The 23,796-nt window shown below is 60.5% G+C and carries 22 protein-coding genes; 14 read left to right on the top strand and 8 right to left on the bottom strand.

Translation table 11 applies throughout. The features are described 5' to 3' along the window. Nucleotides 1-36: 36 nt before the first annotated feature. Nucleotides 37-1,017, bottom strand: a complete 981-nt coding sequence (locus I8E17_RS28190) for an ABC transporter permease (protein ID WP_112723734.1) — start codon at nt 1,015-1,017, stop codon at nt 37-39. A gap of 223 nt (nt 1,018-1,240) precedes the next feature. Here I8E17_RS28190 and I8E17_RS28195 point away from each other — a divergent pair, with 223 nt between their 5' ends. The 4 genes from I8E17_RS28195 to I8E17_RS28210 all read left to right on the top strand — a co-directional run bounded on the left by I8E17_RS28195 (nt 1,241) and on the right by I8E17_RS28210 (nt 5,623). Continuing rightward, a complete protein-coding gene (locus I8E17_RS28195) occupies nt 1,241-2,050 on the top strand; it encodes a transketolase (protein ID WP_113367410.1) in 810 nt (269 codons plus the stop codon). Next, nucleotides 2,050-3,006: a transketolase family protein gene (locus I8E17_RS28200; protein ID WP_069614391.1), complete on the top strand. Its 957-nt coding sequence runs from the start codon at nt 2,050-2,052 to the stop codon at nt 3,004-3,006. Before I8E17_RS28195 ends, I8E17_RS28200 begins: the two co-directional genes overlap by 1 nt. Before the next feature lie 175 nt (nt 3,007-3,181). Then, nucleotides 3,182-4,648, top strand: coding sequence for an FGGY-family carbohydrate kinase (locus I8E17_RS28205; protein WP_113367411.1), 1,467 nt, complete (start codon nt 3,182-3,184; stop codon nt 4,646-4,648). A 21-nt stretch (nt 4,649-4,669) separates the two neighbouring features. Then, a complete protein-coding gene (locus I8E17_RS28210) occupies nt 4,670-5,623 on the top strand; it encodes a sugar-binding transcriptional regulator (protein ID WP_069614393.1) in 954 nt (317 codons plus the stop codon). 62 nt (nt 5,624-5,685) lie between these two features. On the opposite strand, the gene I8E17_RS28215 is transcribed toward I8E17_RS28210, so the two are convergent. Further along, nucleotides 5,686-7,371: a Na/Pi cotransporter family protein gene (locus tag I8E17_RS28215; RefSeq protein ID WP_113367412.1), complete on the bottom strand. Its 1,686-nt coding sequence runs from the start codon at nt 7,369-7,371 to the stop codon at nt 5,686-5,688. Nucleotides 7,372-7,751: 380 nt separating this feature from the next. On the opposite strand from I8E17_RS28215, the gene I8E17_RS28220 reads away from it, so the two are divergent. Both I8E17_RS28220 and I8E17_RS28225 read left to right on the top strand, forming a co-directional pair. Further along, the gene (locus I8E17_RS28220; RefSeq protein WP_113367413.1) at nt 7,752-8,558 is read left to right on the top strand and encodes an MBL fold metallo-hydrolase; all 807 of its coding nucleotides are present in this window, start codon (nt 7,752-7,754) and stop codon (nt 8,556-8,558) included. Nucleotides 8,559-8,804: 246 nt separating this feature from the next. Next, entirely contained in the window at nt 8,805-9,269 is a 465-nt protein-coding gene (locus I8E17_RS28225) for a hypothetical protein (RefSeq protein WP_229002261.1), read from the top strand. An 81-nt stretch (nt 9,270-9,350) separates the two neighbouring features. On the opposite strand, the gene I8E17_RS28230 is transcribed toward I8E17_RS28225, so the two are convergent. The 3 genes from I8E17_RS28230 to I8E17_RS28240 are packed head-to-tail and all read right to left on the bottom strand — an operon-like array spanning nt 9,351 to nt 11,643. Beyond that, a complete protein-coding gene (locus I8E17_RS28230) occupies nt 9,351-10,736 on the bottom strand; it encodes a HAMP domain-containing sensor histidine kinase (protein WP_112723738.1) in 1,386 nt (461 codons plus the stop codon). Continuing rightward, nucleotides 10,733-11,404 (bottom strand): response regulator transcription factor, encoded by a 672-nt coding sequence (locus tag I8E17_RS28235; protein ID WP_113367414.1) that lies wholly within the window; start codon nt 11,402-11,404, stop codon nt 10,733-10,735. Before I8E17_RS28235 ends, I8E17_RS28230 begins: the two co-directional genes overlap by 4 nt. A gap of 2 nt (nt 11,405-11,406) precedes the next feature. After that, nucleotides 11,407-11,643 (bottom strand): hypothetical protein, encoded by a 237-nt coding sequence (locus I8E17_RS28240; protein ID WP_083258269.1) that lies wholly within the window; start codon nt 11,641-11,643, stop codon nt 11,407-11,409. Nucleotides 11,644-11,902: 259 nt separating this feature from the next. Here I8E17_RS28240 and I8E17_RS28245 point away from each other — a divergent pair, with 259 nt between their 5' ends. Together I8E17_RS28245 and I8E17_RS28250 are read left to right on the top strand one after the other, a co-directional pair. Continuing rightward, nucleotides 11,903-15,946 carry a Pls/PosA family non-ribosomal peptide synthetase gene (locus I8E17_RS28245; protein ID WP_113367494.1) on the top strand — a complete coding sequence of 1,348 codons (4,044 nt, stop codon included), beginning with the start codon at nt 11,903-11,905 and terminating at the stop codon, nt 15,944-15,946. Between the two features lie 7 nt (nt 15,947-15,953). Continuing rightward, a complete protein-coding gene (locus I8E17_RS28250; RefSeq protein ID WP_112723739.1) occupies nt 15,954-16,571 on the top strand; it encodes a 4'-phosphopantetheinyl transferase superfamily protein in 618 nt (205 codons plus the stop codon). Nucleotides 16,572-16,647: 76 nt separating this feature from the next. On the opposite strand, the gene I8E17_RS28255 is transcribed toward I8E17_RS28250, so the two are convergent. After that, nucleotides 16,648-17,595 (bottom strand): bile acid:sodium symporter family protein, encoded by a 948-nt coding sequence (locus I8E17_RS28255; RefSeq protein ID WP_112723740.1) that lies wholly within the window; start codon nt 17,593-17,595, stop codon nt 16,648-16,650. Between the two features lie 159 nt (nt 17,596-17,754). Here I8E17_RS28255 and I8E17_RS28260 point away from each other — a divergent pair, with 159 nt between their 5' ends. Then, complete coding sequence (locus I8E17_RS28260) at nt 17,755-18,453, top strand: isoprenylcysteine carboxylmethyltransferase family protein (protein WP_219511733.1); 699 nt, start codon at nt 17,755-17,757, stop codon at nt 18,451-18,453. 19 nt (nt 18,454-18,472) lie between these two features. Here the strand turns inward: I8E17_RS28260 and I8E17_RS28265 are convergent, their stop codons facing one another. Then, entirely contained in the window at nt 18,473-18,970 is a 498-nt protein-coding gene (locus I8E17_RS28265; protein ID WP_113367415.1) for a cupin domain-containing protein, read from the bottom strand. Nucleotides 18,971-19,102: 132 nt separating this feature from the next. Here I8E17_RS28265 and I8E17_RS28270 point away from each other — a divergent pair, with 132 nt between their 5' ends. The 5 genes from I8E17_RS28270 to I8E17_RS28290 all read left to right on the top strand — a co-directional run bounded on the left by I8E17_RS28270 (nt 19,103) and on the right by I8E17_RS28290 (nt 23,013). Continuing rightward, nucleotides 19,103-19,663, top strand: a complete 561-nt coding sequence (locus I8E17_RS28270) for a type 1 glutamine amidotransferase domain-containing protein (RefSeq protein WP_113367416.1) — start codon at nt 19,103-19,105, stop codon at nt 19,661-19,663. A 190-nt stretch (nt 19,664-19,853) separates the two neighbouring features. After that, the gene (locus I8E17_RS28275; RefSeq protein ID WP_113367417.1) at nt 19,854-20,672 is read left to right on the top strand and encodes an ABC transporter ATP-binding protein; all 819 of its coding nucleotides are present in this window, start codon (nt 19,854-19,856) and stop codon (nt 20,670-20,672) included. Further along, nucleotides 20,669-21,439: an ABC transporter permease gene (locus I8E17_RS28280; RefSeq protein WP_112723743.1), complete on the top strand. Its 771-nt coding sequence runs from the start codon at nt 20,669-20,671 to the stop codon at nt 21,437-21,439. Before I8E17_RS28275 ends, I8E17_RS28280 begins: the two co-directional genes overlap by 4 nt. A 31-nt stretch (nt 21,440-21,470) precedes the next feature. After that, nucleotides 21,471-22,502 carry an ABC transporter substrate-binding protein gene (locus I8E17_RS28285; RefSeq protein ID WP_069615234.1) on the top strand — a complete coding sequence of 344 codons (1,032 nt, stop codon included), beginning with the start codon at nt 21,471-21,473 and terminating at the stop codon, nt 22,500-22,502. Between the two features lie 205 nt (nt 22,503-22,707). Beyond that, nucleotides 22,708-23,013, top strand: a complete 306-nt coding sequence (locus I8E17_RS28290) for a hypothetical protein (RefSeq protein ID WP_162750984.1) — start codon at nt 22,708-22,710, stop codon at nt 23,011-23,013. A gap of 240 nt (nt 23,014-23,253) precedes the next feature. Here I8E17_RS28290 and I8E17_RS28295 read toward each other — a convergent pair whose 3' ends face one another. Next, complete coding sequence (locus tag I8E17_RS28295; protein WP_113367419.1) at nt 23,254-23,679, bottom strand: DUF4168 domain-containing protein; 426 nt, start codon at nt 23,677-23,679, stop codon at nt 23,254-23,256. Nucleotides 23,680-23,796: the final 117 nt, after the last annotated feature.

The raw sequence follows: 23,796 nt of genomic DNA on the forward strand, positions 1-23,796 counted from the left end.
GAAATCGCTGGGATCCGCCCGACGCGGACCCGAATGTCAGGCCCGCCGCCTGCGGATCGTTTCCGCACCGACCGCAAGCACGATGACGATGCCGATGATGACCTGCTGCAGGAATGGCGAGACGTTGAGCAGATTGAGACCGTTGCGCAGGACACCGATGATCAGGACGCCGATCAGCGTGCCGCCGATACCGCCGGACCCACCGGAGAGCGAAGTGCCGCCAATGACGACGGCCGCAATCGTGTCGAGTTCGTACCCAAAGCCGCTGGACGGCTGAACGGAATCGAGACGAGCCGCCAGCACGATGCCGGCAAGACCGGCGAGTACCGCGCTTGCGACATAGACAGCAATCGTCACGAGCTGAACATTGATGCCGGCGAGACGAGCCACTTCCGGATTGCCGCCCACGGCATAGAGCATGCGCCCCTCGGAGCGGAAGTGAAGGAACACCCAGGCCACGGCGACGACCGCCAGCATCAGGAAGACCGTTGCCGTCAGCACGCCGAAATGGCGATCGATCGCGAGCATCATGAACCAGTCGGGAAATCCGACGATCTGCTGGCCATCCGTGATCATGTTCGCGACGCCGCGCGCGGCCGACATCATAGCCAAAGTTGCGATAAAGGCCGGAACCCTGAAAAGAGTGACGAGAAGCCCGACGATCAGTCCGCTCACCGCGGAGGCGGCAAGTGCGACCACGATGCCGGCGGCCAGCGGCAGGCCGGCGATATTTGCCGTCCAGCCCATGACCATCATGGACAGCGCAAGAACCGAACCGACGGAAAGATCGATACCGCCGATCAGGATGACGAAAGTCATGCCGACGGCCATGATTCCGAGCACGGTGACCTGATCGAGAATGTTGAGGCCGTTGCGGAGCGAAAGAAACGCATCGGTGCTGAGGCTCAAGAAAACGCAAAGAGCGAGCAATCCGACAAGCGGTCCGGTAGCACCGGTGAGCTTTCTCAGCCATGCCACGGACGGACGGCTCTGTTCATTAACGTCGATCGCCACCATCATTCCTCCCAGAGACCCGAGGCTAGCGGCCATGTCTGGCGGCTAGGACTTCAAGCTAGAATATTTATTCACCTATGCTGGAAAATTCATTACCAAGTCACTCTGGCGCTGTCAACCGGGTCTTTTCTGCCTATTTTATTGACAACGGATATATGGGGGCTTGACTAACGGTTCTCCTGTGCAAAAATATAAACTAATGAATATTTATTCACACGAGGAAATAATGGAGCCTTCCGAACTTGAACGTGTTGCTCGCCAGATACGTCTGCGAGACCTCCAGGCAGTCTACGAGGCAGGGGCCGGACATATTGGCGGCGAGATGTCCGTGATCGACCTTCTGACCGCGTTGTATTTCCGCGTGCTGCGCGTCTGGCCGGATCAGCCGAAACATCCCGAGCGGGACAGGTTTGTGCTGTCGAAGGGACATACGGCGTGCGCGCTCTACGTCACTCTGGCGAAACGCGGCTTCATCCCGGAAGACGAGATTTCAACGTTTCTGAAGCCGCATTCGCGGCTCAATGGACACCCCAATTGCAACAAGGTGCCGGGCGTCGAAACCAATACTGGTCCTCTCGGACACGGCCTGCCGGTTGCGGTTGGCATGGCCAAGGCGGCGAAATTATCCGGCGCCGGCTACCATACCTACGTGATCACCGGCGACGGCGAGATACAGGAAGGCTCCAACTGGGAGGCGATCATGGCCGCGGCGCAATTCCGGCTTGATAACCTCACCCTGATCGTCGACCACAATCGTTTCCAGCAGGGTGCCGCGCTTTCGGATACGAACGACATAGCACCTCTTCGCCCGAAGCTCGAAGCCTTTGGCTGGGACGTCAGCGAAATCGACGGCAACAACATGCACGAGGTCGTCCCGGCGCTCGAGCGCCGAAGTGACCGTCCCCACTGCATCGTGGCCCATACCAACAAGGGGCACGGAATCTCTTTCATGCAGGACCGTGTCGACTGGCACCACAAGGTTCCGAACAAGGAACAGTACGAAGTCGCATTGGCAGAATTGTCGGAGGCACTTTAATGAACGCGCCCGTGAACGCACCCAAGCTCCATGATTGCCGGGACGCTTTCGCAGCGACGCTCGAACGCCTTGCCGCCGAGAACGAAACGATCGTCGCAGTCTGCAACGATTCGGTCGGCTCTTCGAAGCTTGGCGGCTTCAAGTCCAAATTCCCCGATCGGCTGGTCAATGTCGGCATCGCCGAGCAGAACATGGTCGGCGTGGGCGCGGGCCTCGCCAACGGCGGACGCCTCCCCTATGTCTGCGGCGCGTCACCGTTCCTCACAGGCAGATCGCTTGAGCAGATCAAGGCCGACATCTCCTACTCAAACGCTAACGTCAAGCTCGTCGGCATTTCCTCCGGTATGGCCTATGGGGAGCTCGGCCCGACCCATCACTCGATAGAGGATTTCGCCTGGACCCGAGTTCTACCCAACCTCCCCGTGATCGCGCCTTGCGACCGCATCGAGACGGCGGCGGCGGTGGAATGGGCGGCAAATTACAATGGTCCCTGCTTCCTGCGCCTGTCGCGGGTCGGCGTGCCCGACCTGCTGCCGGAGGACTACAAGTTCGAGCTTGGAAAGGCCAATCTCCTGCGTGAAGGTTCGGATGTCACGCTCATTGCGAACGGAACGTTGACCCATCGCATGGTGAAGGCCGCCGATATCCTCGCGCAACGCGGTATAGAAGCCAGGGTGGTCAATCTCGCCACGGTTCGTCCGATCGACGAGGATGCCATCATTGCGGCCGCCAAGGAAACCGGCGCGATCGTAACGGCGGAAGAACATTCGATCTTTGGCGGGCTGGGATCGGCCGTGGCCGAGGTTGTCGTCGACAACGCCCCCGTGCCGATGACACGCCTCGGCGTTCCCGGCATCTACGCGCCGACCGGTTCTGCCGAATTCCTGCTCGACGAATTCGGCATGGCCCCATCGGCTATTGCGGACGCCGCGCAAGCGCTTATTAAGCGCAAGTAGACAAACAGACGCGTTGGAACCGAGGTGGATTGCCGTCGGTTCCACTCATTGGAGGCGGATGATTTTAGCTGGAATCGAGCTAAGTCTGAATCCGATTTAAAATCAAAGAAATAGAGCATGATGTCGTCCGAAAATCGCCCACACTTTTCGGTGCCGTGCTCCGGTGGAGGATATGATGAGGGCCATTCTGGCAATCGACCAGGGAACCACCAACTCCAAGGCGGTACTGGTCTCCGAAAGCGGAGACATCATTGCCAGAGGCTCGGCTCCGGTAGGCATCTCCTATCCGCGGCCGGGCTGGGTCGAGCAGGATCCCGACAGGATTTACGAATCCGTCTGTGACGCGATCGCACTATGCCTGCGAAGCGCGCCCGGCGCGACAATCGAAGCGATAGCGATCTCCAATCAGCGGGAATCCGTCACCATTTGGGATGCCGAAACTGGCAAGGCGCATGGGCCGGTCTTAAGCTGGCAATGCCGGCGCACCGCGCCGGATTGCGAGCGTCTCATTGCGGACGGACATCTCGAGCGCGTCGAGGCGCTGACCGGCCTTCCCCTTGATCCGATGTTTCCTGGTCCGAAATTCCGATGGCTTCTCGATCGGGTCCCGCATGGGAAAAAGGTCCGCATCGGAACGATCGACAGCTGGCTCGTTCACTGCCTTACCGGCGGTCGCAAGCATGTCTGCGACGCCTCGAACGCCGCGCGAAGCCAGTTGTTCGACCTTGAGGCCCAAACCTGGAGCAGGGAATTGGGTGAGATTTTCGGAGTCGATATCCGGCTCCTTCCGGAGGTACTCGACAGTTCCGCGGACTTCGGAACAACGCACGGCCTTGCCGGCGTTCCGGACGGCACGCCGATCAGATCAGCCATCGGGGACAGCCATGCGGCCCTGTTCGGACACGGAGCCTTCAAGCCGGGCGACGGCAAGGCGACCTTCGGAACAGGGTCTTCCGTCATGACCACGCTTCCGCGCTTCATCGCGCCGCGCAATGGGATCACCACGACGGTCGCCTGGCGCATCGCCGGACAACCGACCTTCGCATTTGAAGGCAATATCCTCGTGTGCGCCGCGAGCCTGCCTTGGATGGCCGGCATCCTAGGCCTTCCGGATGTTGGCTCACTTGTCGACCTAGCGGCGACCGCTGAGCCTGATGGCCCGGGCTTCGTGCCCGCCTTCGTCGGCTTGGGCGCCCCTTACTGGAATTCCGACGCCCGCGCCCTTTTCTCGCAGATCAACTTCAGCACAACCCGCGCGCAGATGGCGCGCTCGGTTACTGACGCGATCGCTTTCCAGGTTCATGATGTGATTACGGCGATGCGGGCGCAGAGCGGTGGCGATCTCGGCGCGCTTTATGTCGACGGCGGCCCGAGCCAGAACCACTTTCTCATGCAGTGCGTATCAAACCTGGTGAGGCACGCTGTCATCCAATGCGAGGCACCGGAAGCCTCCGCGCTAGGGGCAGCCTATCTTGCGGGCCTTTCGATAGGCCTGTGGCCGAATCTCGGCGCCATCGCGGCGCTTCCGAGAAACACTAAGATCATCGAGCCGGAGAACATCGACAATACAAGCCTCCTGAACAGGTGGAATGATGCGCTGGCCCGCTCGACGTTGCGCGCAACTCCGGTTAAAGGTGAATAAAAATTCACCCCGGGATCAACGATGGCTCGCCTTAACGAACTCCGCCTCATCTCACGAGTTGCCCAGATGTACCATATAGAGGGCAAGCGGCAGGCGGACATTGCGCAGCACCTTCGCCTGTCGCAGGCAACGGTGTCGCGAATGCTGAAACGGGCCGAGGCGGAAGACATCGTGCGCACGAGCGTCATTCCGCCCGTGGGCACCTACAGCGAACTCGAAGGAGCGCTGCGCGAGAAGTACGGTCTCCCCGAGGCGATCGTCGTCGAATGCACGGAGGATCGCGACGGCGCCATCATGGCCCGGATCGGCGAAGCCGCCGCGCATCTTTTGGAGGTGACGCTTGCGCCCGGCGAAATCATCGGCGTTTCGAGCTGGAGCCAGACGATCTTCAGGATGGTGGAGAACATTCATCCGCAAAAGAGCGCCCAGGCCAAGTACGTCGTTCAGACGCTGGGCGGCATGGGCGACCCGTCGGTCCAGACCCATGCCACCCAGCTGACCACCCGCCTCGCTCGACTGACCGGCGCCGAACCGAAGCTTCTTCCAGTACAGGGTGTTACGACCTCGCGCGAGGCCAAACTCCTGATGCAGGCGGATCCGTTCGTGCGGGAGACCATGGATCTTTTCGGCAGCATCACGCTCGCCATCGTCGGCATCGGCGCCGTGGAGCCGTCGGAACTGCTGGCGAGATCCGGCAATATCTTCTCGTCGCGGGAGCTTGCCGATCTTGCCGAGGCCGGTGCAGTCGGCGATATATCGCTGCGGTTCTTCAACAAGGACGGCAAACCTGTCAAGACGCCGCTCGACGAGCGCGTCATCGGCTTCCCGCTCGAAGATCTCGAACGGGTCGATCGGGTCATCGCGCTTGCCGGCGGAGCAAAGAAGACCGCGGCGATCGCCGGAGCCCTCAGGATCGGAGTTATCGATACGCTGATAACGGATAAGTTCAGCGCCGAGCGCCTTATAGAATTATAGGAGGCCGCGGCAGCGTCCGGCATTCCGGCTCAGCCGTCCCCTAGACGGCTGAGCCGGTTCTTTTAATCATGTGCAGGCACTGCAACCGGTGGAACCGGGCTTGGTGTCCGGCTTTGCAAAAGTTCGCCACGCTCCTCCAGAACGGGATAGGCTGCGGCGGCAACGAGGTGGGAATTGATCTGCTTGAGGTCGCGCAGAAGGTCGAGGTGAAGCGAGCTGGTCTCGGCCGTCTCGATCCCGCCCTGGCGCAAGCGCTGGAAATGGGCTTCCGTCCCCTCGCGCTCAGCTTTACGGAAAATCACCTTCTCCTCCGCCAGCATGCGGGCGGCACTTTCATTCTGCGTCATGAACAGGGCAGCCGCCGTCTGGAGGTTCGACTGTAATCGGTCGAACAATCTTGCCAGTTCGAGCTGCCCTTCCTTCGAGAAACTCAAACCTCGGCGCAGACGCTTTGCCAGGTGCGGCAGAAGGTTCTGGTCGAGCACGTCGCCCGCATGTTCCATATTCATCGAAAACAGCAGGATCTCGTTCAGACGCCGCCGGTCGGCTTCGCCGAGCTCATCGGGATCGATCGAGGTCAGATAGGTCTTTACCGCCGTGTTCAGGCTGTCGAGGATATTGTCCAGCGACCGCAATCGCGTCAGCGCCTTTCGATCCGTGTCCGATAAGGCAGACTTGGCGCCCGCAAGCATTTCCGAGAGCACGTCCACCAGTCTCAGCGCCTCGCGCGCTGCCGCGCCGAGAGCGACGACAGGCGTTTCCTTGGCGGCCGGATCGAGATATCTCGGGCGCGTCGGATCGGCCTCGTCGATCTTCTGCGGCAGCAATTTGGTCAATAGATCGGCATAGGGTCGCAACAGCGGCATGAAAATGAGAGCCAGGACGACATTGAAGGCGGTGTGAAAATTGGCCACGGCGCGGGCGCTGTCGCTATCGACCAGCGCCGATAACCGGGTAGCGGGCTCCAGCAGGCCGATCATCGCGGCGACGCCGACAATACGTGTCAGCATATTGCCGATGGGCAGCCGCTTCACGGATAGATCCGCTCCCGATTGCCCTTCGATCAGAGGATTGATCGCGGTGCCGAGATTGGCGCCGAGAACGAGAGCAAAGGCCTGATCGACATCGACGAGCCCCTTGCTAGCAAGCGACATGATGAGCAGCACCACGGCCACGCTGGAATGGGCAGCCCAGGTCAGAATGGCTGCGAGAAGCATGCTCAGCACCGGCGTCGCGGCGATCGCATCAAGGACATAGGCGAGCGCCTTCGACCCCTCATACTGCGTCATCAGGTCGAGGAGCTGATGCAGTGCCAAAAGCATGAAGCCAAGCCCGATCATGACGCGGCCAAGATCGTGCACGCGTGAATTCCCGGTTCGGCGGAACATCAGCACGCCGATCAGGATCAGCGCCGGCGAAGCCGCCGCGACATTGAAAGACAACACCTGAACGATCAAGGTCGTGCCGACATTGGCGCCCAGCATGACGGCAAGCGCCGGCACGAGATCCACCAGCCCGCCGGCGGCAAAGCCCGAGGCCATGAGGCCGGTAGCGGTACTGCTCTGCAGGATGGCGGTGACGCCGATCCCGGCAAAAAATGCCTTCGTGCGATTGCTGAGCGCCCGGCCGAGAAAGGAGCGCAGATCGGGGCCGAAGGCGCGCTGGATACCGGTCTGGACCATGCGCGTGCCCCAGAGCAAAAGGGCGATGTGACCGGCCAAAGCGATGAGGCCGAAAATAAGCGCCATAGTGGTCCTCCATATGCCTACGATCTCTCCCGAGACAACCGCCGGGAATCAAGATCACAGATGGTAAACTTTTATTAGCCGACTATGTTTCTGCGTCTTTGCAACTTTTGCAAGGCCGTATTGTCATAAAACGGTTATTGTAACATTTTTGCATTTAAAATCAGCGCGATAAACTGATCAAATGGGACTGCTCCACTATGACGAATAAGCGCCTTACGAGAAAAGGCCAGTCCAAAAACGACGGTTTCTGTCCACGACAACACAACCTCGCCTTTTCCCTTTGATCCGAGGTACATCTGCCCAATATAACATAAAGCCCATCTGAGCCTGCGGCAGATCCCCCGCGTCGGCTGAGGCGATAGCTTGGCGAGGAATTCGAGATGACGCATTTTGTCTGCATCACATGCGGTACGCAGTTCAGCGAGAGCGACGCGCCGCCGCGAGCCTGTCCGATCTGCGACGATGAACGTCAGTTCGTACCCCAATCGGGCCAGGAATGGACCGACATGGCGAGCCTCGGCCAGATGCATAGTGTGGTCTGGACCAAAGAAACGGAAGGCGTTCGTAGCCTGCAGATCTCACCCGATTTCGGCATCGGCCAGCGCGCCTTTCTGATCGAAGGACCTGACGGCAATATCCTCTGGGACTGCCTCAGCCTTATCGACGAGCCCGGCAAGGCACGGATCGCTGCGATGGGCGGCTTGAGCGCGATCGCGATCTCCCACCCTCATTTCTATGCATCGATGACCGAATGGAGTGCCGCCTGCGGCGGCGTGCCGATCCATATCCACGCCAACGATAGCGAATGGGTGCAAAGGCACGATGCGGCGCTACGTCCATGGACAGGCGAGACACTGTCGATTGGCCAGGCGACCATGATCCGCTGTGGCGGCCATTTCGACGGCAGTTGCGTGCTCCATTGCCCTTGGCTCGAAGGCGGGCGCGGCGCGCTCTTCGCCGGCGACACGATGCAGGTGACCATGGACCGCAAGTTCGTCAGCTTCATGCGCAGTTACCCAAATCTTGTTCCGCTCGACGCCAAGGCCGTGACGGCGATATCGGAAGCCATCCGACCCTATCGTTTCGAAGCGATCTACGGCGCATTCCCCGGCCGAACGATCGCGAGCGACGGCAACCGCGTGGTGGAACGTTCTGCGGAAAGATACCTGAAAGCGATCGCAAGTTGAGATTTCAATGGGCTATGCATACGGTTTCTGCTTCCACCTTTTCCGCAACTGCCATCGATCATGATTAAAGGCACCTTAATGCTCAAGCATATCTGACCGCATGTCTCATCAAGACATTCGCGGCGCCATGACGGCATTTGCGGGAATGACCATGACGTTTGGCCCATCCGGCGCATCGGTTTCTTCACTCATCGGCACGCTGGATCACCGTAAAGGACCGATCCCGTGCAAACCCGTTTCAATTTGATGACGAAGATTTTGGTCGTGGCATCTCTGGTCGTCATCGCCGCCCTCTCTGGTTTTTCAATTTACATAGACAGCCTTCAGCGCACCGCCGCCCGCGAAGCGGTCAAGGGAGAGATCGAATCCTCCGGCCTTCAGGCGTCGCAGAGTATTTCGAACTGGCTGGGCGCACGCGTCATGCTGACAGAACTTGCCGCCAATGCCGCCGCCAAGGCTGGAAATCCGGCCGGCATCAGCAGCGCCTTCAATAATCCCGTTCTGCTGCGCGAATTCATGTCCACCTATGTCGGAGACGAGCAGGGCGTCTTCACCAGCGTTCCCAATCAGCCGCTTCCGGCGGATTACGAGCCGCGCAAGCAGCCCTGGTACGGTCTGGCATCGGAAGCCGCGACCTTGAACGAGCTGCTCGCACAGTTTCGCATTAGCGAGCAGGCCGCCAACGAAACACGCACCCGACGCGCGGCCTGAGGCGACAAGGTCCAAATTCAATCCGTCCGCCCGCCTTGCGAAAGCAAGAAGGCGGGCGGCAATGCTTGAGCCTATAGCGAACTAGTTTTCCAGCGCCGTCTGCTTGTCCTTGACCAGCCGCGCCGGCAAATTGACGGTCACGGACAGCCCTCCGAGGCTGGAACGGGCGAGCGTTAGCTTGCCGTCATAGGCTTCGACCAGATCTTTGGCGATCGCCAGGCCGAAGCCGGTTCCGGCGATGCTTTCGTCGAGCCGCCTGCCGCGCCGGATGAAAGCCATTTCCGCATCCTCGGGCAGGCCCGGGCCATCGTCCTCGATGCACAGCTCCACGCCCTCGGGCAACTGCGACAGGCGAACCCTGACCTTGCCGGCCGTCCATTTCCTGGCATTGTCGATCAGATTGCCGGTAATGTCGGCAAAATCCGCCTCGTCGATCGCCAGCCACATCTCCGGCGGCGCCACGAGCTCGAAATCGATTTTCCGCTCCGCCGAGAGACGCCGCATGACCGAAATGATCTTCTGGAGATCGGCGCTGGCATCCATGACGCCGACGGTATGGGCGGCGGCGAGGCTTGCGCGGGTTTGCGCAAGCGTCCGCTTGATCTGCGCCTCCATCCGGCTCACCTCCGTCTGGATCGCTGCGGCCCGCTCCGACATACCCTCTTCGGAGAGAATACGCGCGGTCGCCTCAAGCGCCGCGAGCGGGGTCTTCAGGCCATGCGCCAGATCGCCGGCGCGCGCACGCGCCTGTGTCAACTGCGTCTCGCGCGATGCAAGCAGCCCGTTGAGGTCGTCCACGAGAGGCTGGACTTCTCGCGGAAACTGACCGGTGATCTTGCGCGCGGATCGCTCCTGCACCGCCATCAGGGCCGTGCGCAGGTCATTGAGCGGCCGCAGCCCATATCGCAGGAACACCACGACTGCCCCGATCAGGGCGACTGACAGCACGCCAAGAGAGGGCGCCATGGCATAGAAGAAGCGCCAGCGCGCCGGTGCGAGCTCGCTGTTGTCGAGCGCCATGACGATATCGACCATCTGGTCGCCCGTGGCCGACGGGATCGAAATGGACCGTTCGACGGCGAGAAGACGGCTGCCATTTGGCCCTTTCATATCCGTCGCCCGTCCGGCATCGCGAGGCCGGGCACGCAGCCAAGGCAAGTTCTGCTCCCAGAGCGATTGGGAGCGCAGCTCGACAGTGCCATTGCGGCCGACCTGCCAATAGAAGCCACCATTCGGAATGCCGAAGCGGGGATCGGTCGGCGTGTCATCAAGGAAGAGCTGATTGGACGAATTGATATCGACCGCGGCGAGAAGAACGCGCAACTCCTCGTCTATCTCCGAGAGGGCGAGAGCCCTGACGGCCAGCCCGGAAATGGCATTGATGCCGACCCCGGCGAGAAAGGTTGCGACGATGATCGCCACCACGGACCCCAGCAGCAACCGCCCTCGCAGCGAGAACGGTGTCATGACGGCGGCGCCTCGCGCGGGATGATGTAGCCCTGGCCGCGCCGGGTCTCGATGACGGAGCCGTCGAACTTGCGCCTGAGGCGTGCGACGACCACTTCGAGCGCGTTCGACAGAAGCTCCGTCTCTTCGTCATAAATGCTGTCGGCGATCTGCGTTCGGGAAAGCACGGTGCCGGCATTGTGCATCAGATAGGCAAGAAGCCGGTATTCCAGCGCGGTCACCTGAACCGGCTGCCCGCGAAACGAAACGGTGCGCTGGCGCGTGTCGAGCTCCAACACGCCATTGGAAAGGATCGGGGAGGACTGCCCGGCGGCGCGGCGCATGAGGGCGCGCACGCGGGCCAGAAGTTCTTCCATGCGGAAGGGCTTGGTCAGATAATCGTCGGCACCCGCATCCATGCCGTCGACCTTGTCGCGCCAGCCGTCGCGCGCCGTCAGTATGATAACAGGCATACCGCGCTTTTCCGCGCGCCAGCGCCGCAACACCGTCAGACCATCAAGCTTTGGAAGTCCGAGATCGAGGATGACAAGATCAAAATGCTCGATATCGCCGCGATACCAGGCTTCCTCGCCGTTGCTCACGGTCGAAACGACATAATGCTGATCTTCCAGGCAGCGGCGCATGTCCGCCACGATACTGGGCTCATCCTCAGCAATCAGAATGCGCATTCTCAGCGCCTCTCGATTACGGCAAGCGTTGCGCCGTCGAGCACTATATCACCACGTTTGCCATCCGGCTTCAACACGCGCACGGCATAGGCCTGACGCCCGGCCCGGCGAACCCGCTTGATGCGTAGCACCTTTCCCGGCATTTCGCGCGCAACGACCGCATAGATGTCGCGCAGCGGCCGCAAGCTGCCGGCATCTTCGACCAGAATACTGCTATGTGTGCGAGCTAATGCTTCCATGCCTGGGAAGCTTAGCAGAACCGCCACCAAGAGAACGGACAGCCAGCGGGGCCAGCCGGCTCTTCGCCCGAATATGCGCAACGATATCAATCCTTCTTTCGAGAGGGCACGCAGGGCTCGCCCTGCAGCAAACCAAGCATAGCTTTCCCAACATTACAATTCACTGACAAGGCCCGTAAGAGAGCTGCAAATTGAAGGGTGTATAAGCATGGGCAGATGGCACGCCGATAGTGCCGAGTTTCGTTCCGCAGAAGTTATCATGACTATCCAGATTTCGTCGATTACCCCAAATGCCAGCCTCTCGGTTTCCTCAGGCGGCATTCGGCCTGAGTTCGTCCGCTATGAAACCCTGGTGGACATCTTCAAGGCAACGGTTGCCCGTACCCCCGACAAGACGGCACTGACCCTGATCGGAACCAACCAGGCGATGACCTATGCCGAGCTCGACCGGCTCTCCGATGAGGCGGGGCGCGCGCTCAGCCGCCGCGGTATCGGTCCGGGCGACTTCGTCGGTCTGTGGTTCCATCGCTCCCTCGAGCTACATGTCGCACTTCTGGCGATTCTCAAGGCTGGAGCTGCCTATATTCCCTTCGATGCCGCGGCCCCTGCCGACCGCGTGGCAGTCAGCCTCGCCGATTGCGGCGCGAAATGGCTGCTGACCCATGATGAAAAGGCGGCCCTCGCCCCCGAATTCGACGGCCAGACCCTGATTCTCAAGGGACTGCTCGCAGAAGACGATGGTGGCATCGGGCCCCGCGCCGCCACGCATGAGGATCCCGCCTATGCGATCTATACGTCAGGCTCCACGGGCAAGCCGAAAGGCATCGTCATCACGCACCGGAATATCTGCCACTATCTGCGGGCAGGCAACGATGTCCTCGGGATGGTCGAATCGGACGTCGTTCTTCAGCAGGCCTCGGTCGCCTTCGACCTTTCGCTCGAGGAAATATTCGTTCCCTATTTGGTCGGCGCGACCCTGAAGGTTGCGACATCCGCCGTTATGGCCGAGCTCGACAGGTTGGCAGACGTGCTGGAAGCCGAAAAGATCACGGTCATCGACACAGTGCCGACGCTGCTCACCATGCTGGAGCGCGATGTCGAAAGCCTGCGCGTCATCATCGTCGGCGGCGAAGCCTGCCCTCCGGCGATCGTCAGCCGCTTTTCGAAAGCCGGCCGGCGCCTGATCAATACCTACGGCCCGACCGAGACGACCGTGGTTGCAACCTACGCGGAACTCGATCCATCCCGGCCGATCACGATCGGCGGCCCGATCGCCAACACGACTACCTATGTCGTCGACGAAAACCTACAACTCGTGGCACGCGGCGATACCGGCGAATTGCTGATCGGCGGACCGGGTGTCGCTGCCGGCTACAGAAACCTGCCGCAGCTGACTGCCGCGAAATTCATCGCAAACCCTTTCGGAGGGCAGGACGATCCGGTGCTTTACCGCAGCGGCGACGCCGTGCTGATGGACGAGGAAGGGCAGCTCCATTTCCTCGGGCGCATCGACGACCAGGTCAAGATTCGCGGCTATCGCATCGAGCTTGGCGAGATCGAAACCGTCGTCGGCGAACTTCCGGACGTGAAGGCCGCATCCGTCGTCGTCCATCGTCCGCCGGATGGCGAGGACATGCTGGTTGCCCACGTCGTTACCACCGGCAGCAGCTTTGATCGCGACAAGGCGCGCGCCGTGCTTGCAGCCAAGCTGCCGCCCTACATGGTGCCCGCCGCCTGGCATAGCCATGTCTCGCTGCCGCGCCTTCCCTCCGGCAAGATCGATCGTAAGACGCTTGCCGCCATTCCGCTGGTGGCCGATCAGTCGGCCCAGATGCAGGAGCCGCCGCGCACCTGGACCGAAGCACAGCTGCTGAAGGCCGCCACGGAAGCGCTTCGGCTGCGCTCCATCAGCTTCGAGGCGGATTTCTTCACCGAGCTCGGCGGCCATTCCATGCTGGCGGCCCGCTTCGTTTCCGAAGTGCGCAAGATCCCGCTGCTGGCGGGCATCGCCCTGCGCGACGTCTATGCCGGCCGCACTTTGCGCGGCATCGCGGCGATCCTTGAGCAGCGCGCGGAGCGCGCTTCCGGACAGGAGCGCAAGAATTTCGAGCCGGCTCCGTGGCACCGGCGCTTCCTCTGCGGTCTTGCTCAGGCCGTGGTGCTCCCCTTCATCGTCGCGATCGCAACGCTACAATGGATCGGTCTGCTGCTCGCCTCGATCCTGCTGATCGATGACGGTGCATCGCTCTGGAATGAAATTCTCATTCTCGGTGGCGTCTATCTGGCTCTCAATCTCGGCGAGAAGCTGATCGTCATCGCGCTGAAATGGCTTGTCATCGGCCGCACACGGCCAGGCGTATATCCGCTCTGGGGCACCTATTATTTCCGTATCTGGCTGATGCAGCGCATAGTCCAGCTCACCGCTCCGAAATTCCTGAAAGGTTCGCCGCTTATCCGTGTCTATATGCGCGCACTCGGCGCCAAGATCGGCAAGGATGCGATGATCGACGAGTTCGAGGAAGGCGCGATCGATCTTGTACGCATCGGCGCGAGATCCAGCCTCGGCGTCAAGATCAAGCTCGCCAATGTCGAAGTCATCGGCAATGAGATTCATGTCGGCACGATCGATATCGGCGAAGGCGTGCAGGTCGGCAATGGCTCCGTCATCGGCCATAACGTCAAGATCGACGATGGCGCCGTCATCGGTGACCTGACGGCGATCGCCGCCGGTACACATGTCGAAGCCCACACCCGCTGGGACGGCTCGCCGGCCCACATGACGGGTCACGTAGAGCACGAGGACGCGCCTGCGCATCCGGAGCTTGGAACTGCCGGGCGCGTCTTCCAGTTCGCTGCTTATTTCGTCGCCTACAATCTCAGCCTCGTCGTCGGCCTTCTTCCGATCTTCCCGGCCTTTTATCTCTTCACCGCCGTCCAGCAGATTTACGCACCCGGCTCCGACGAGGCCTTGTCCTGGGGCATGATCGCCGCGCTCTCCTGGCCGGCCGCTTTCCTGCTGATCGTCATATCCATGGCCGTCGTCGTGGCGCTCAGATGGGTACTGCTGCCTCGCGTCGTGCCGGGCCGCTACTCCATCTTCGGCAATCTCTATTTCCGCAAATGGATTGTCGGCCTGACCACCGAAGCCATGCTGGAAACGCTGAATTCGCTCTACGCCACCGTCTTCATGCGCAACTGGTACCGTCTGATGGGCGCCAAGATCGGCAAGGGCACGGAAATTTCGGCAAACTTCGCCGGCCGCTACGATCTGATCGAAATGGGCCGCGACAACTTCATCGGTGACGAGACCATCTTCGGCGACGAGGAAATCCAGAACGGCTGGATGATACTCAAGCGCCTGAAAACAGGCGATCGCTGCTTCTTCGGCAACTCATCCGTCATTTCGCAGGGGGCGGTGATCGAGAGCGACTCGCTCATCGGCATCAAGACGCGCCTACCCGACTCCCTGCATGTCAAGTCGGGCGAAACCTGGTGCGGCAGCCCCGCCTTCCAGTTCCCGACACGCGAGAGGCTGCAGGCGGCTGCGAACACTACCTATGCGCCGCCGCTCCGCATGCGCCTTATGCGCATCCTGTTCGAGGCCATGCACACATCGCTGCCGACCGCCATCCTCATCGTCATGGCACTTGCTATGTCCGACATGTTGGCCAGCGAAATCGACAATGGTGCCTGGGGCAGCCTTTTCTGGACGCTGATGGCCGCCGGCCTCGCGACCTCCGGCATCCTTTACCTCGTCGCTGTCGCCTTCAAATGGACGCTGATTGGCAGCTACAAGCCGATGAACCGGCCGATGTGGTCATGGTGGGCCATGCGCACTGAAGCCGTCGCGGTCTTCTACGGCGGTCTCGCCAGCAAGATGCTGCTCGACTATCTGCGCGGCACGCCGTTCCTGCCCTGGCTGCTCCGTCCCTTCGGCGCCAAGATCGGCCAGGGAGCATGGATCAATAGCACCGATATCTGCGAGTTCGATTGCACCCATATCGGCGACCACGCGGTCCTCAATATGGGCTCCTGCCCGCAGACCCATCTCTATGAAGACCGTATCATGAAGGTCGGCCGCATCACGATCGGCGACGGCGTCTCGATCGGCTCGGGTAGCACCGTGCTTTACGAGGCTGATGTGGGCGATTTCGCCGAAATCGGACTGCTGACGCTGGTCATGAAGGGTGAGGCCATCCCGCGAGGAACGTCGTGGGTCGGGGCTCCTGCCCAGGCGGTTCAAACCGAGCAGGAGCCTGCTCCCGTCGCTCAGAAAGAAGCCCTGCCCTCCGCCGCGGCGTGAGCGTGGGATGACGGCCCCTCGATTCGAGGTCGTCCTGGCGGTCGCGGATGCGATCGCCATTCTCGTCCGCCCGAGGCCTGGCGGACGAGCAGAGCGTGATCAGATCGCGCAAACAGCCTTGAGAACAGCCACGCAGCGGGACGATCTTTCCATCTATCGCCGACCGAGCGAGCGGCCGGCGCTAAACCCTCCGTATCACGAGCTGGGCGTTTCCCTTTCGCATCGCGCCGATCTGCTGCTGGCAGGTTTCGCGCCTAGTAGCGCTGTCGGCGTGGATATCGAGATAGAGGATGTCAATGGCTTCGATCCGGTAGCATTTGCCGCGGATCATTTTTCGACGAAAGAAGCAGCGGCACTCGCTGCCCTGGACGGCGCAGCAGCGCTAGAGGCCTGTTACCGCCTCTGGGTCGCCAAGGAGGCCGCGCTGAAGATCAGCGGCCGCGGCATCTTCGACGGGCTGGACGAGCCCGATCTGTCGGCGCAGCTGAACCTCCTCCGCACCGACGGCGCAACAATCCATCTTGGCGCCGGATCGCGCCTGCCGCCGATTGCACTCGCAGTGACCCGACTTGGCGGAACCGTGGATCAAGCCGTCTATTGCGCCCTTGCCAGGGATATGAGCTGAACGACCATTGAGCGATGGGAAGCATTTCGGCCGGCACGACGCGGCTTGAAGCCGCGCCCCATCCATACCGTAGATTTCACGGCCGCGGCGGTGCGTCTACGTCTTGGCGCGAAGCAAACCAGTTTGCCAGGGTCGCGCCGGAAATATTGTGCCAGACGGAAAAGATTGCGCTGGGAACGGCGGCGATCGGCGAGAAATAGGCCGTTGCCAGCGCTGCACCTAGGCCTGAATTCTGCATGCCCACTTCGATCGCCAGCGCCTTGCGCTTGTAGAAATTGAGCCCGAGCACTTTCGATGCATAATAGCCGAACAAGTAGCCGAGACCGTTGTGCAGGACGACGACGGCGAAGATCAGCAGGCCGGACTGCACGATGGCCGCCTTCGAGGCACCAACGACGGCGGCAACGATCAGTACGATGCCGATGACGCTGACGAGAGGCAGGACCGGGATCGCCGCGCGAACCAGGCTGGGTACGGCCTTTTGCGCGATGACGCCAAGCAGCAGCGGCACGATGATGACCTGCACGATGCTGATGAACATCGACCAGGCATTGACAGGCAGATACTGGCTCGCGAACATCCAGACGAGGAACGGCGTGACGATGGGCGCTGCGAGCGTCGTCACACTCGTGCAGGCGACCGACAGCGCCACGTCGCCACGGGCAAGATAGGTCATGACATTGCTCGAGGTGCCGCCCGGGCAGCAGCCGACCAGAATGACGCCGGCTGCGACTTCCGGCGGCATTGGAATGATCCGCGTCAAAAGCAGTGCCAGCGCCGGCATGATGCCGAAATGTGCGATGACGCCGATCGCGACCTCATGGGGACGACGCGCCAGCTCGCGAAAGTCGTCAACGGATATGGTCAGCCCCATACCGAACATGATGATGCCGAGAAGGACGACGATCCAGGGTGCGAACTGCTTGAAGACATCGGGCAGGAAAAAGCCGAGAACGGCAAAGAGGATGACCCATATGGAAAAAGTCTTGCCGACGAAGGCGGAAAAGGATGCCAGGAATTTCATGGAATCTCCGGGGGGAAGGAGCATGATGATATTCGGCCGGTCTAAACCCGGCGCATCGCGTGTCAAGGCTTCGAACCGCCCGATCCGTTCGCTTCCATCATCTAAGCAGCAAAAATCCATCGAAGGGCGCAGCTGGTTTGCCTTGCAAGGAGCAAATGCATGACCGTCACCGATCCCGAACCCATGTCCCGCAAGAAGGCCATATCCTACGCGATCGGTCTGCCGCTTGCGCTGCTTGCTCTCGTCTTTTTACCTGTCGGTCGCCTCGACTGGCAGCCCGGATGGGTCTTTATTGTTTTCCTCCTAGTTATCTACGGGATCGCAATACTGGTCATGCGACGCGTAAACCCCATGATCTTCAGGGCACGCAGCCGCTTCCAGGCCGGGACCAAACATTGGGATCTCATTCTGGTCTCGCTCATCTGTATGGGTATGATCGCCGAAATACCCCTTGGAACCTTGGATTCCGGCAGGATGAATTGGTCGGTGATGCCAACCTCCGTCGTGATCCTGGGTTATATTCTGCTTGCGGTCGGCATTGCACTCGGCACATGGGCGCAGGCCGTCAATCGCTTCTTTGAACCCGGTGTCCGCCTCCAGCGAGAACGCGGCCAACATGTCATCAGCAATGGTCCCTACGCCTATGTGCGCCATCCGGGCTATGTCAGCGCAATCTTGGTATTTGCAGGGTTGGCGCTGGCGCTGGGTTCCTGGTGGGCTTTAATCCCAGCCGCTTGGGCAAGCGGCGTGCTGATTCTGCGTACCAGCTGGGAGGACGCCCTGCTGCAGGCGGAACTCGAGGGTTATGCCGATTATGCCGGGCGCGTGCGGTTCCGATTGCTGCCGGGTGTCTGGTAATGCTCGATTTCGGCCGGCGCTAGGCTTTGCCATGCCATAGAGAGAGGAGGCCACCGGCCCCTCCTTTCAGTGGATCCCTTGCGGGCACGCCAAGTTTTTCGATCATCGCCTGCTGCTCGGCCGTGGGCATCTCCCGGCAGAGATCGGCCTCCTGACCGGGAGGATAGCCGCCGATCACGAGCAAATCGTCGCTCGCCTCGAGCCGGCAATGGCCGGTTCCGGCCGGCAACAGCAGGGCGTCGCCGGCCTCGACCGTGATTTCCTTGCCCGTAGGTCCGCCGATCATCAGCCGGGCCCGACCTGCCGCAACGCCCAATATTTCGTGGGCCGTCGAATGAAAATGGTGAAAGGAATAGACGCCGTTTCGCCAGAGGCCGCCCCAGCCATTGGTTCGAAAGAGCCGTTCGAAACTCTCTGCCCTGTCGGGGCCATCGAGCACCTGCCGATAGACGATCACAGGAAATCGCTGATTATTCGGGATCCAACCGGACTGCTCGAATTTGATTGCCTGCTCCATCGATCTCTCCCTGTCGATTTCCATCATAACCGCGGGATCGCGCTGCGGTTCCCACAAAGCCGGGGAACGATTGCCTGCGGCTGGGGTTTGGAAACGGGCATTCCGATCAACGATACAGCGAAAGGATAGATCATGCCTTCCATCAATTCCGCACATATCCTCATTCTGGCGACCGATGGCTACGAACGTTCGGAACTTCGCGTTCCCCTCGACGAACTCAGGAAGCGTGGCGCCGACGTCAAGGTTGCCTCCATCAAGAAGGAAAGCATCAAGAGCTGGGACAAGACCGATTGGGGCGACAGTGTTGAGGTCGATATCATCGCCAAGGATGTCGACGTGAACCAATTCGAGGCGCTGGTGCTGCCGGGTGGCCAGATCAATCCCGACAAGCTGCGCATGGATGGCGATGCCATGCGGGTCGTCCGTGATTTCCTGAATTCCGGCAAGGTGGTCGCCGCCATATGTCACGCACCCTGGCTGCTTGCCGAAGCCGACGCATTGCGTGGACGCCAGGCAACCTCCTACTGGTCCATCAAGACGGATGTCAGAAATGCCGGCGCAACCTGGAAGGACGAAAAGGTCGTGACTGATGAAGGCATCATCACATCTAGGTCGCCCGACGATCTTCCCGCCTTCGTCGACAAAATCGTCGAAGAAGTTCAGGAGGGCCAGCACCGGCGGCGCGCGGCCTGATCGATCAACTTCCACGGAACTCGTAAAACCCCGGTATCGAAGGCTGGGGTTTTCGCATTTCCCGCCTCCGATAGAACGGAACCTGCATTAATCGCATATTGACTGGTACGGCTGGCTTTGATCTGTTGGCCCAACATGACAATGCCTGATGTCCGCGCGAGGTTGCGGGCGTGCGGGAGGAAAGCAGGGCATGACGACGGAGGCTGTGAGGGCGGTCAGCCTGAAACAGGTGGCGATTTCCTTTGAAATGGCCGGTAAGACACGGTTCGACGCCGTGGCGGCGACCAATCTGGATGTAGAGGCGCATGAGTTCGTGGCTATTGTCGGCCCGACGGGCTGCGGCAAATCCACACTTCTCAATGCGACGGCGGGGCTTTTGACGCCGGCGTCAGGGACGGTCGAAGTCTTCGGCCAGCCCCTGAAATCCGTCAACCGCCAGGCAGGCTATCTCTTCCAGCAGGATTCGCTGATGCCGTGGAAAACGGTTCTCGAGAATGTTGCGATCGGACTAGAGATCACGGGAACGGAGACGGCCGAGGCCAGAAGGATTGCGCGGGATTGGCTGGGGCGTGTCGGCCTTGCCACATTTGCCGATCGTTTCCCGCGGATGCTCTCGGGCGGCCAGCGTAAGCGGGTCGGTCTCGCTCAGGTGCTCATCCGCAATCCCAAACTGCTCCTGATGGACGAACCCTTCGGCCCGCTCGATGCGCAGACCCGCCTGATCATGGGCGACCTGCTGCTGAAACTCTGGTCCGGGGACCGCAAGGCGGTGATGTTCGTCACCCACGATCTCGATGAGGCGATCGCCCTTGCCGACCGTGTCGTCATCATGTCCGCCGGTCCGAAGTCCCGCATCATCGGTAACTTCAAGGTGACGCTGGAGCGGCCGCGCGAAATAGGCGAGATCAGGCACGATCCCGTCTTCAACCAGCTTCATCGTGATATCTGGCAGGCGCTGCGCGACGAGGTGATGACCGCATATCGCCAGAGCAGCGGAGAGATCGCATGAACCGCTCCCTCCTTCTCCTGCTGCAGATCCTGGTGGCGCTGGTCATTCTGGTCTTCTGGCATCTGGCGACGAATACCGGCCTCTTCGGCAATCCGAAGACCATATCCTTCTTCTTTGCCGATCCGCTCAAGGTCGCGCAACGTGTGATCCAGTGGTTCGCCAGCGGATCGATCTGGTATCATCTCTGGATCACGCTATCGGAATCGATCCTTGCCTTCCTGCTCGGCGCCTTCGGCGGCGTCGTCTTCGGCTTCTGGTTCGCCCGCAGGCCGCTGATCGCGGCAGTCTTCGACCCTTACGTGAAGGCGGCGAATGCCCTGCCCCGCGTCGTGCTCGCCCCTATTTTTGCGCTGTGGTTCGGTCTCGGCATCTGGTCCAAGGTCGCGCTCGGCATCACGCTCGTCTTCTTCATCGTCTTTTTCAACGTCTACCAGGGTGTCAAGGAAGTCAGCCAGCCGGTGCTGTCCAATGCCCGCATGCTCGGCATGAACGAGCGACAATTGCTGCGCCATGTCTATATGCCATCGGCGCTTTCCTGGGTGTTTTCCAGCCTGCATACCTCGGTGGGTTTTGCGGTCGTCGGCGCCGTTGTCGGCGAATATCTCGGTTCTGCCGCCGGCCTCGGCTACCTCATCCAGCAGGCCGAGGGTGTCTTTGATGTGACGGGCGTCTTTGCGGGCATGGTGGTTCTGACCGCTTTCGTCCTGCTGGTGGATTGGGTCATGACGATGGTTGAACGACGGCTGCTTGCCTGGCGCGGCCAGTAGCGCAAAGAAACAGAGACGTGGAGGAAAAACTATGGAACGCAGGACATTTTTGATCGGGACGGCGAGCTTTGGAATTGGCGCTTCGCTTGCGGGGATTCTGCCGGCGGTGGCGCAGGACGCAAAGCCAGAAAAGCCGGACCTGTTGATCGGAGTCGGCGGCAAGCCGCTGCTCTATTATCTGCCTCTGACGATCGCCGAACGGAAGGGCTTCTTCAAGGAAGAGGGTCTCAACGTCACCATCAATGATTTCGCCGGCGGTTCGAAGTCGCTGGAGGGACTGATCGGCGGCTCCCTCGATGTCGTCGCCGGCGCCTATGAACATACGATCCGCATGCAGAACAAGGGTCAGGATATCGTCGCGATCTGCAATCTCGGCCGCTTCCCCGGCATCGTCATCGCCGTGCGCAAGGATCTCGCCGGCGAGATCAAGTCGATGGCGGACATGAAGGGCCGCAAGATCGGCGTCACCGCGCCAGGCTCCTCGACGGCGCTCATGTTCCAATATGCCATGCTGAAGAACGGACTGAAGACCGACGATGCGTCGCTGATCGGCGTCGGCGGCGGTGCCGGCGCGGTTGCCGCGGTCAAGAGCGGACAGATCGACGGCCTTTCCCATCTCGATCCGGTCATCGCGCAATTGCAGTATGATGGCGACATCACGGTGCTTCTGGATACGCGCACCGAGGCCGGCACGCGTGCGCTTTTCGGTGGTCCGAACCCGGCCGCGACCGTCTATATCAAGCGCGAATTTGCGAAAGAGAACCCAATCACCACCCAAAAGACGGTCAATGCCTTCATGAAGGCCCTGAAATGGATCGCGACAGCAAGCCCCGAAGATGTCGCCGGCGTCGTTCCGGAAGAATATCTGCTCGGCAATCGTGAGCTCTACATGCAGGCATTCAAGAATTCCAAGGAAATGTATTCCCCGGACGGCATGGTCACGCCGGAAGGCTATAAGTCCATGATGGGCGTGTTGAAGACACTCGATCCCGAACTCGCCAATGCCGACGTACCCTTCGAGAAGACATTCGATCCGACTTTCGCCAAGGCTGCAAAGATCTGACCGAAGCAACGGGTCTGCCCGGCGGTTGACCGGGCACATCCATAGCCTGTCGGCTCCGGGCTAGCGAACCAGAATCCCTGTCAGATCGGGTAAGCGCCGGTGGGCCGGCGTGATGCTGATGGCGGAAGCTCTCCCGCATTATGGATCCAGTTCACGCCGCAGTTCCAGCCGCCGTGCATGTTGGCGCCCTGGTTGGACTGGCACATTGATTGTCTCACGGCGTCTTCTACTTGGCGCGGCAGTGGTTCTGGCCGGGAGCGGTTCCTACCTTCTCGGCCGATCCACACCGAAGAAGGGCGCCATTGTCGATCCTGATGCGTATGCGGCCAAGCTTGGCCGGCAACAGGGCCTGATGATCGGCTTTGGCGATCCATCAACCTTCTACCTGCCACCCTATCTACCTGCAGATGCACCGGTGGAAACCGGCTTTCTCTCCGCCTATGGCGCAAAGACCTCGGAGAATGACTTCAATACTATGCAGAAATCGTGTTTTCCGATCCCCAGCGTCTGATAAAGCTGGCCGAAAGCGTACCGATCATCGCAAAAAACTCGCGCTGACACTCGATTCCTACATCGCCGTCGACGGGCGGCTGCGCGAGACCTTCGCTCGAAACGGCCTGCTGAAAGCGGCCGTGCGATAGACCGGCCGATCGCCTCACCGACATCTTCATCGCGATGAAGATGTCGGTCGATGCCGCCCCGAGATGCGGCATCGATCTGATATCACGTTACGTGGAGATCGTTTCGTCGCTTACTGTTGTGCAGGTACGGCTTTCTGAATCTTATCCTGGACTTTCTTGACGAGTGCAGGGTCCTTCTTCGCAGCCGTTAGAATTGCGTTGTATTCGTCTACCGACATCCCAGGAGACGTCTGAACGGCCTGCACCATCTGCTTGCTTGCCTCGGTCTGCAGCTGTTGTTTCGCGGTCGGATCCTGTGTCGCGCCGATCTTGGCCGAATATTCCTGCCTGATCTTGTCCACCTGGAGATAAGCGACCGCAAAAGCCTCTATTTTTTGATCATTGACCGTGGGAGCGGCAGCATTGCTATCGGGCTGCTGTGTTTGGGCAGGCTGCTGCCCTTGTGTTGCTTGCTGTGCGAAGGCTTGATTGCTGAGAACCATCAGGCTCAAGGCTGCAGCAGTCAACGATACAGCGGGGATATGACGAATCATCATCTCAATTCCTCTTGGTCGTGCGGGGGGAACACCTCTTGGATGGCGTAGAGCGAAATTTGGCATACCGTATTGGATTCAGCCGCCGGTTAGGGTTGAGGAACGATCCGGCAGCAATGT

It is taken from the genome of Rhizobium sp. AB2/73, from assembly GCF_020871915.1.
GTDB lineage: Bacteria > Pseudomonadota > Alphaproteobacteria > Rhizobiales > Rhizobiaceae > Rhizobium > Rhizobium dioscoreae.

Coding starts and splice junctions, on each gene's coding strand:
- I8E17_RS28250 (WP_112723739.1), top strand. CDS start 15,954: ATGACGGCCCCTCGATTCGAGGTCGTCCTGGCGGTCGCGGATGCGATC.
- I8E17_RS28270 (WP_113367416.1), top strand. CDS start 19,103: ATGCCTTCCATCAATTCCGCACATATCCTCATTCTGGCGACCGATGGC.
- I8E17_RS28205 (WP_113367411.1), top strand. CDS start 3,182: ATGAGGGCCATTCTGGCAATCGACCAGGGAACCACCAACTCCAAGGCG.
- I8E17_RS28230 (WP_112723738.1), bottom strand. CDS start 10,736: ATGACACCGTTCTCGCTGCGAGGGCGGTTGCTGCTGGGGTCCGTGGTG.
- I8E17_RS28235 (WP_113367414.1), bottom strand. CDS start 11,404: ATGCGCATTCTGATTGCTGAGGATGAGCCCAGTATCGTGGCGGACATG.
- I8E17_RS28190 (WP_112723734.1), bottom strand. CDS start 1,017: ATGGTGGCGATCGACGTTAATGAACAGAGCCGTCCGTCCGTGGCATGG.
- I8E17_RS28255 (WP_112723740.1), bottom strand. CDS start 17,595: ATGAAATTCCTGGCATCCTTTTCCGCCTTCGTCGGCAAGACTTTTTCC.
- I8E17_RS28195 (WP_113367410.1), top strand. CDS start 1,241: ATGGAGCCTTCCGAACTTGAACGTGTTGCTCGCCAGATACGTCTGCGA.
- I8E17_RS28275 (WP_113367417.1), top strand. CDS start 19,854: ATGACGACGGAGGCTGTGAGGGCGGTCAGCCTGAAACAGGTGGCGATT.
- I8E17_RS28285 (WP_069615234.1), top strand. CDS start 21,471: ATGGAACGCAGGACATTTTTGATCGGGACGGCGAGCTTTGGAATTGGC.
- I8E17_RS28240 (WP_083258269.1), bottom strand. CDS start 11,643: ATGGAAGCATTAGCTCGCACACATAGCAGTATTCTGGTCGAAGATGCC.
- I8E17_RS28260 (WP_219511733.1), top strand. CDS start 17,755: ATGACCGTCACCGATCCCGAACCCATGTCCCGCAAGAAGGCCATATCC.
- I8E17_RS28210 (WP_069614393.1), top strand. CDS start 4,670: ATGGCTCGCCTTAACGAACTCCGCCTCATCTCACGAGTTGCCCAGATG.
- I8E17_RS28295 (WP_113367419.1), bottom strand. CDS start 23,679: ATGATGATTCGTCATATCCCCGCTGTATCGTTGACTGCTGCAGCCTTG.
- I8E17_RS28215 (WP_113367412.1), bottom strand. CDS start 7,371: ATGGCGCTTATTTTCGGCCTCATCGCTTTGGCCGGTCACATCGCCCTT.
- I8E17_RS28200 (WP_069614391.1), top strand. CDS start 2,050: ATGAACGCGCCCGTGAACGCACCCAAGCTCCATGATTGCCGGGACGCT.
- I8E17_RS28245 (WP_113367494.1), top strand. CDS start 11,903: ATGACTATCCAGATTTCGTCGATTACCCCAAATGCCAGCCTCTCGGTT.
- I8E17_RS28265 (WP_113367415.1), bottom strand. CDS start 18,970: ATGGAGCAGGCAATCAAATTCGAGCAGTCCGGTTGGATCCCGAATAAT.
- I8E17_RS28220 (WP_113367413.1), top strand. CDS start 7,752: ATGACGCATTTTGTCTGCATCACATGCGGTACGCAGTTCAGCGAGAGC.
- I8E17_RS28280 (WP_112723743.1), top strand. CDS start 20,669: ATGAACCGCTCCCTCCTTCTCCTGCTGCAGATCCTGGTGGCGCTGGTC.
- I8E17_RS28225 (WP_229002261.1), top strand. CDS start 8,805: ATGACGAAGATTTTGGTCGTGGCATCTCTGGTCGTCATCGCCGCCCTC.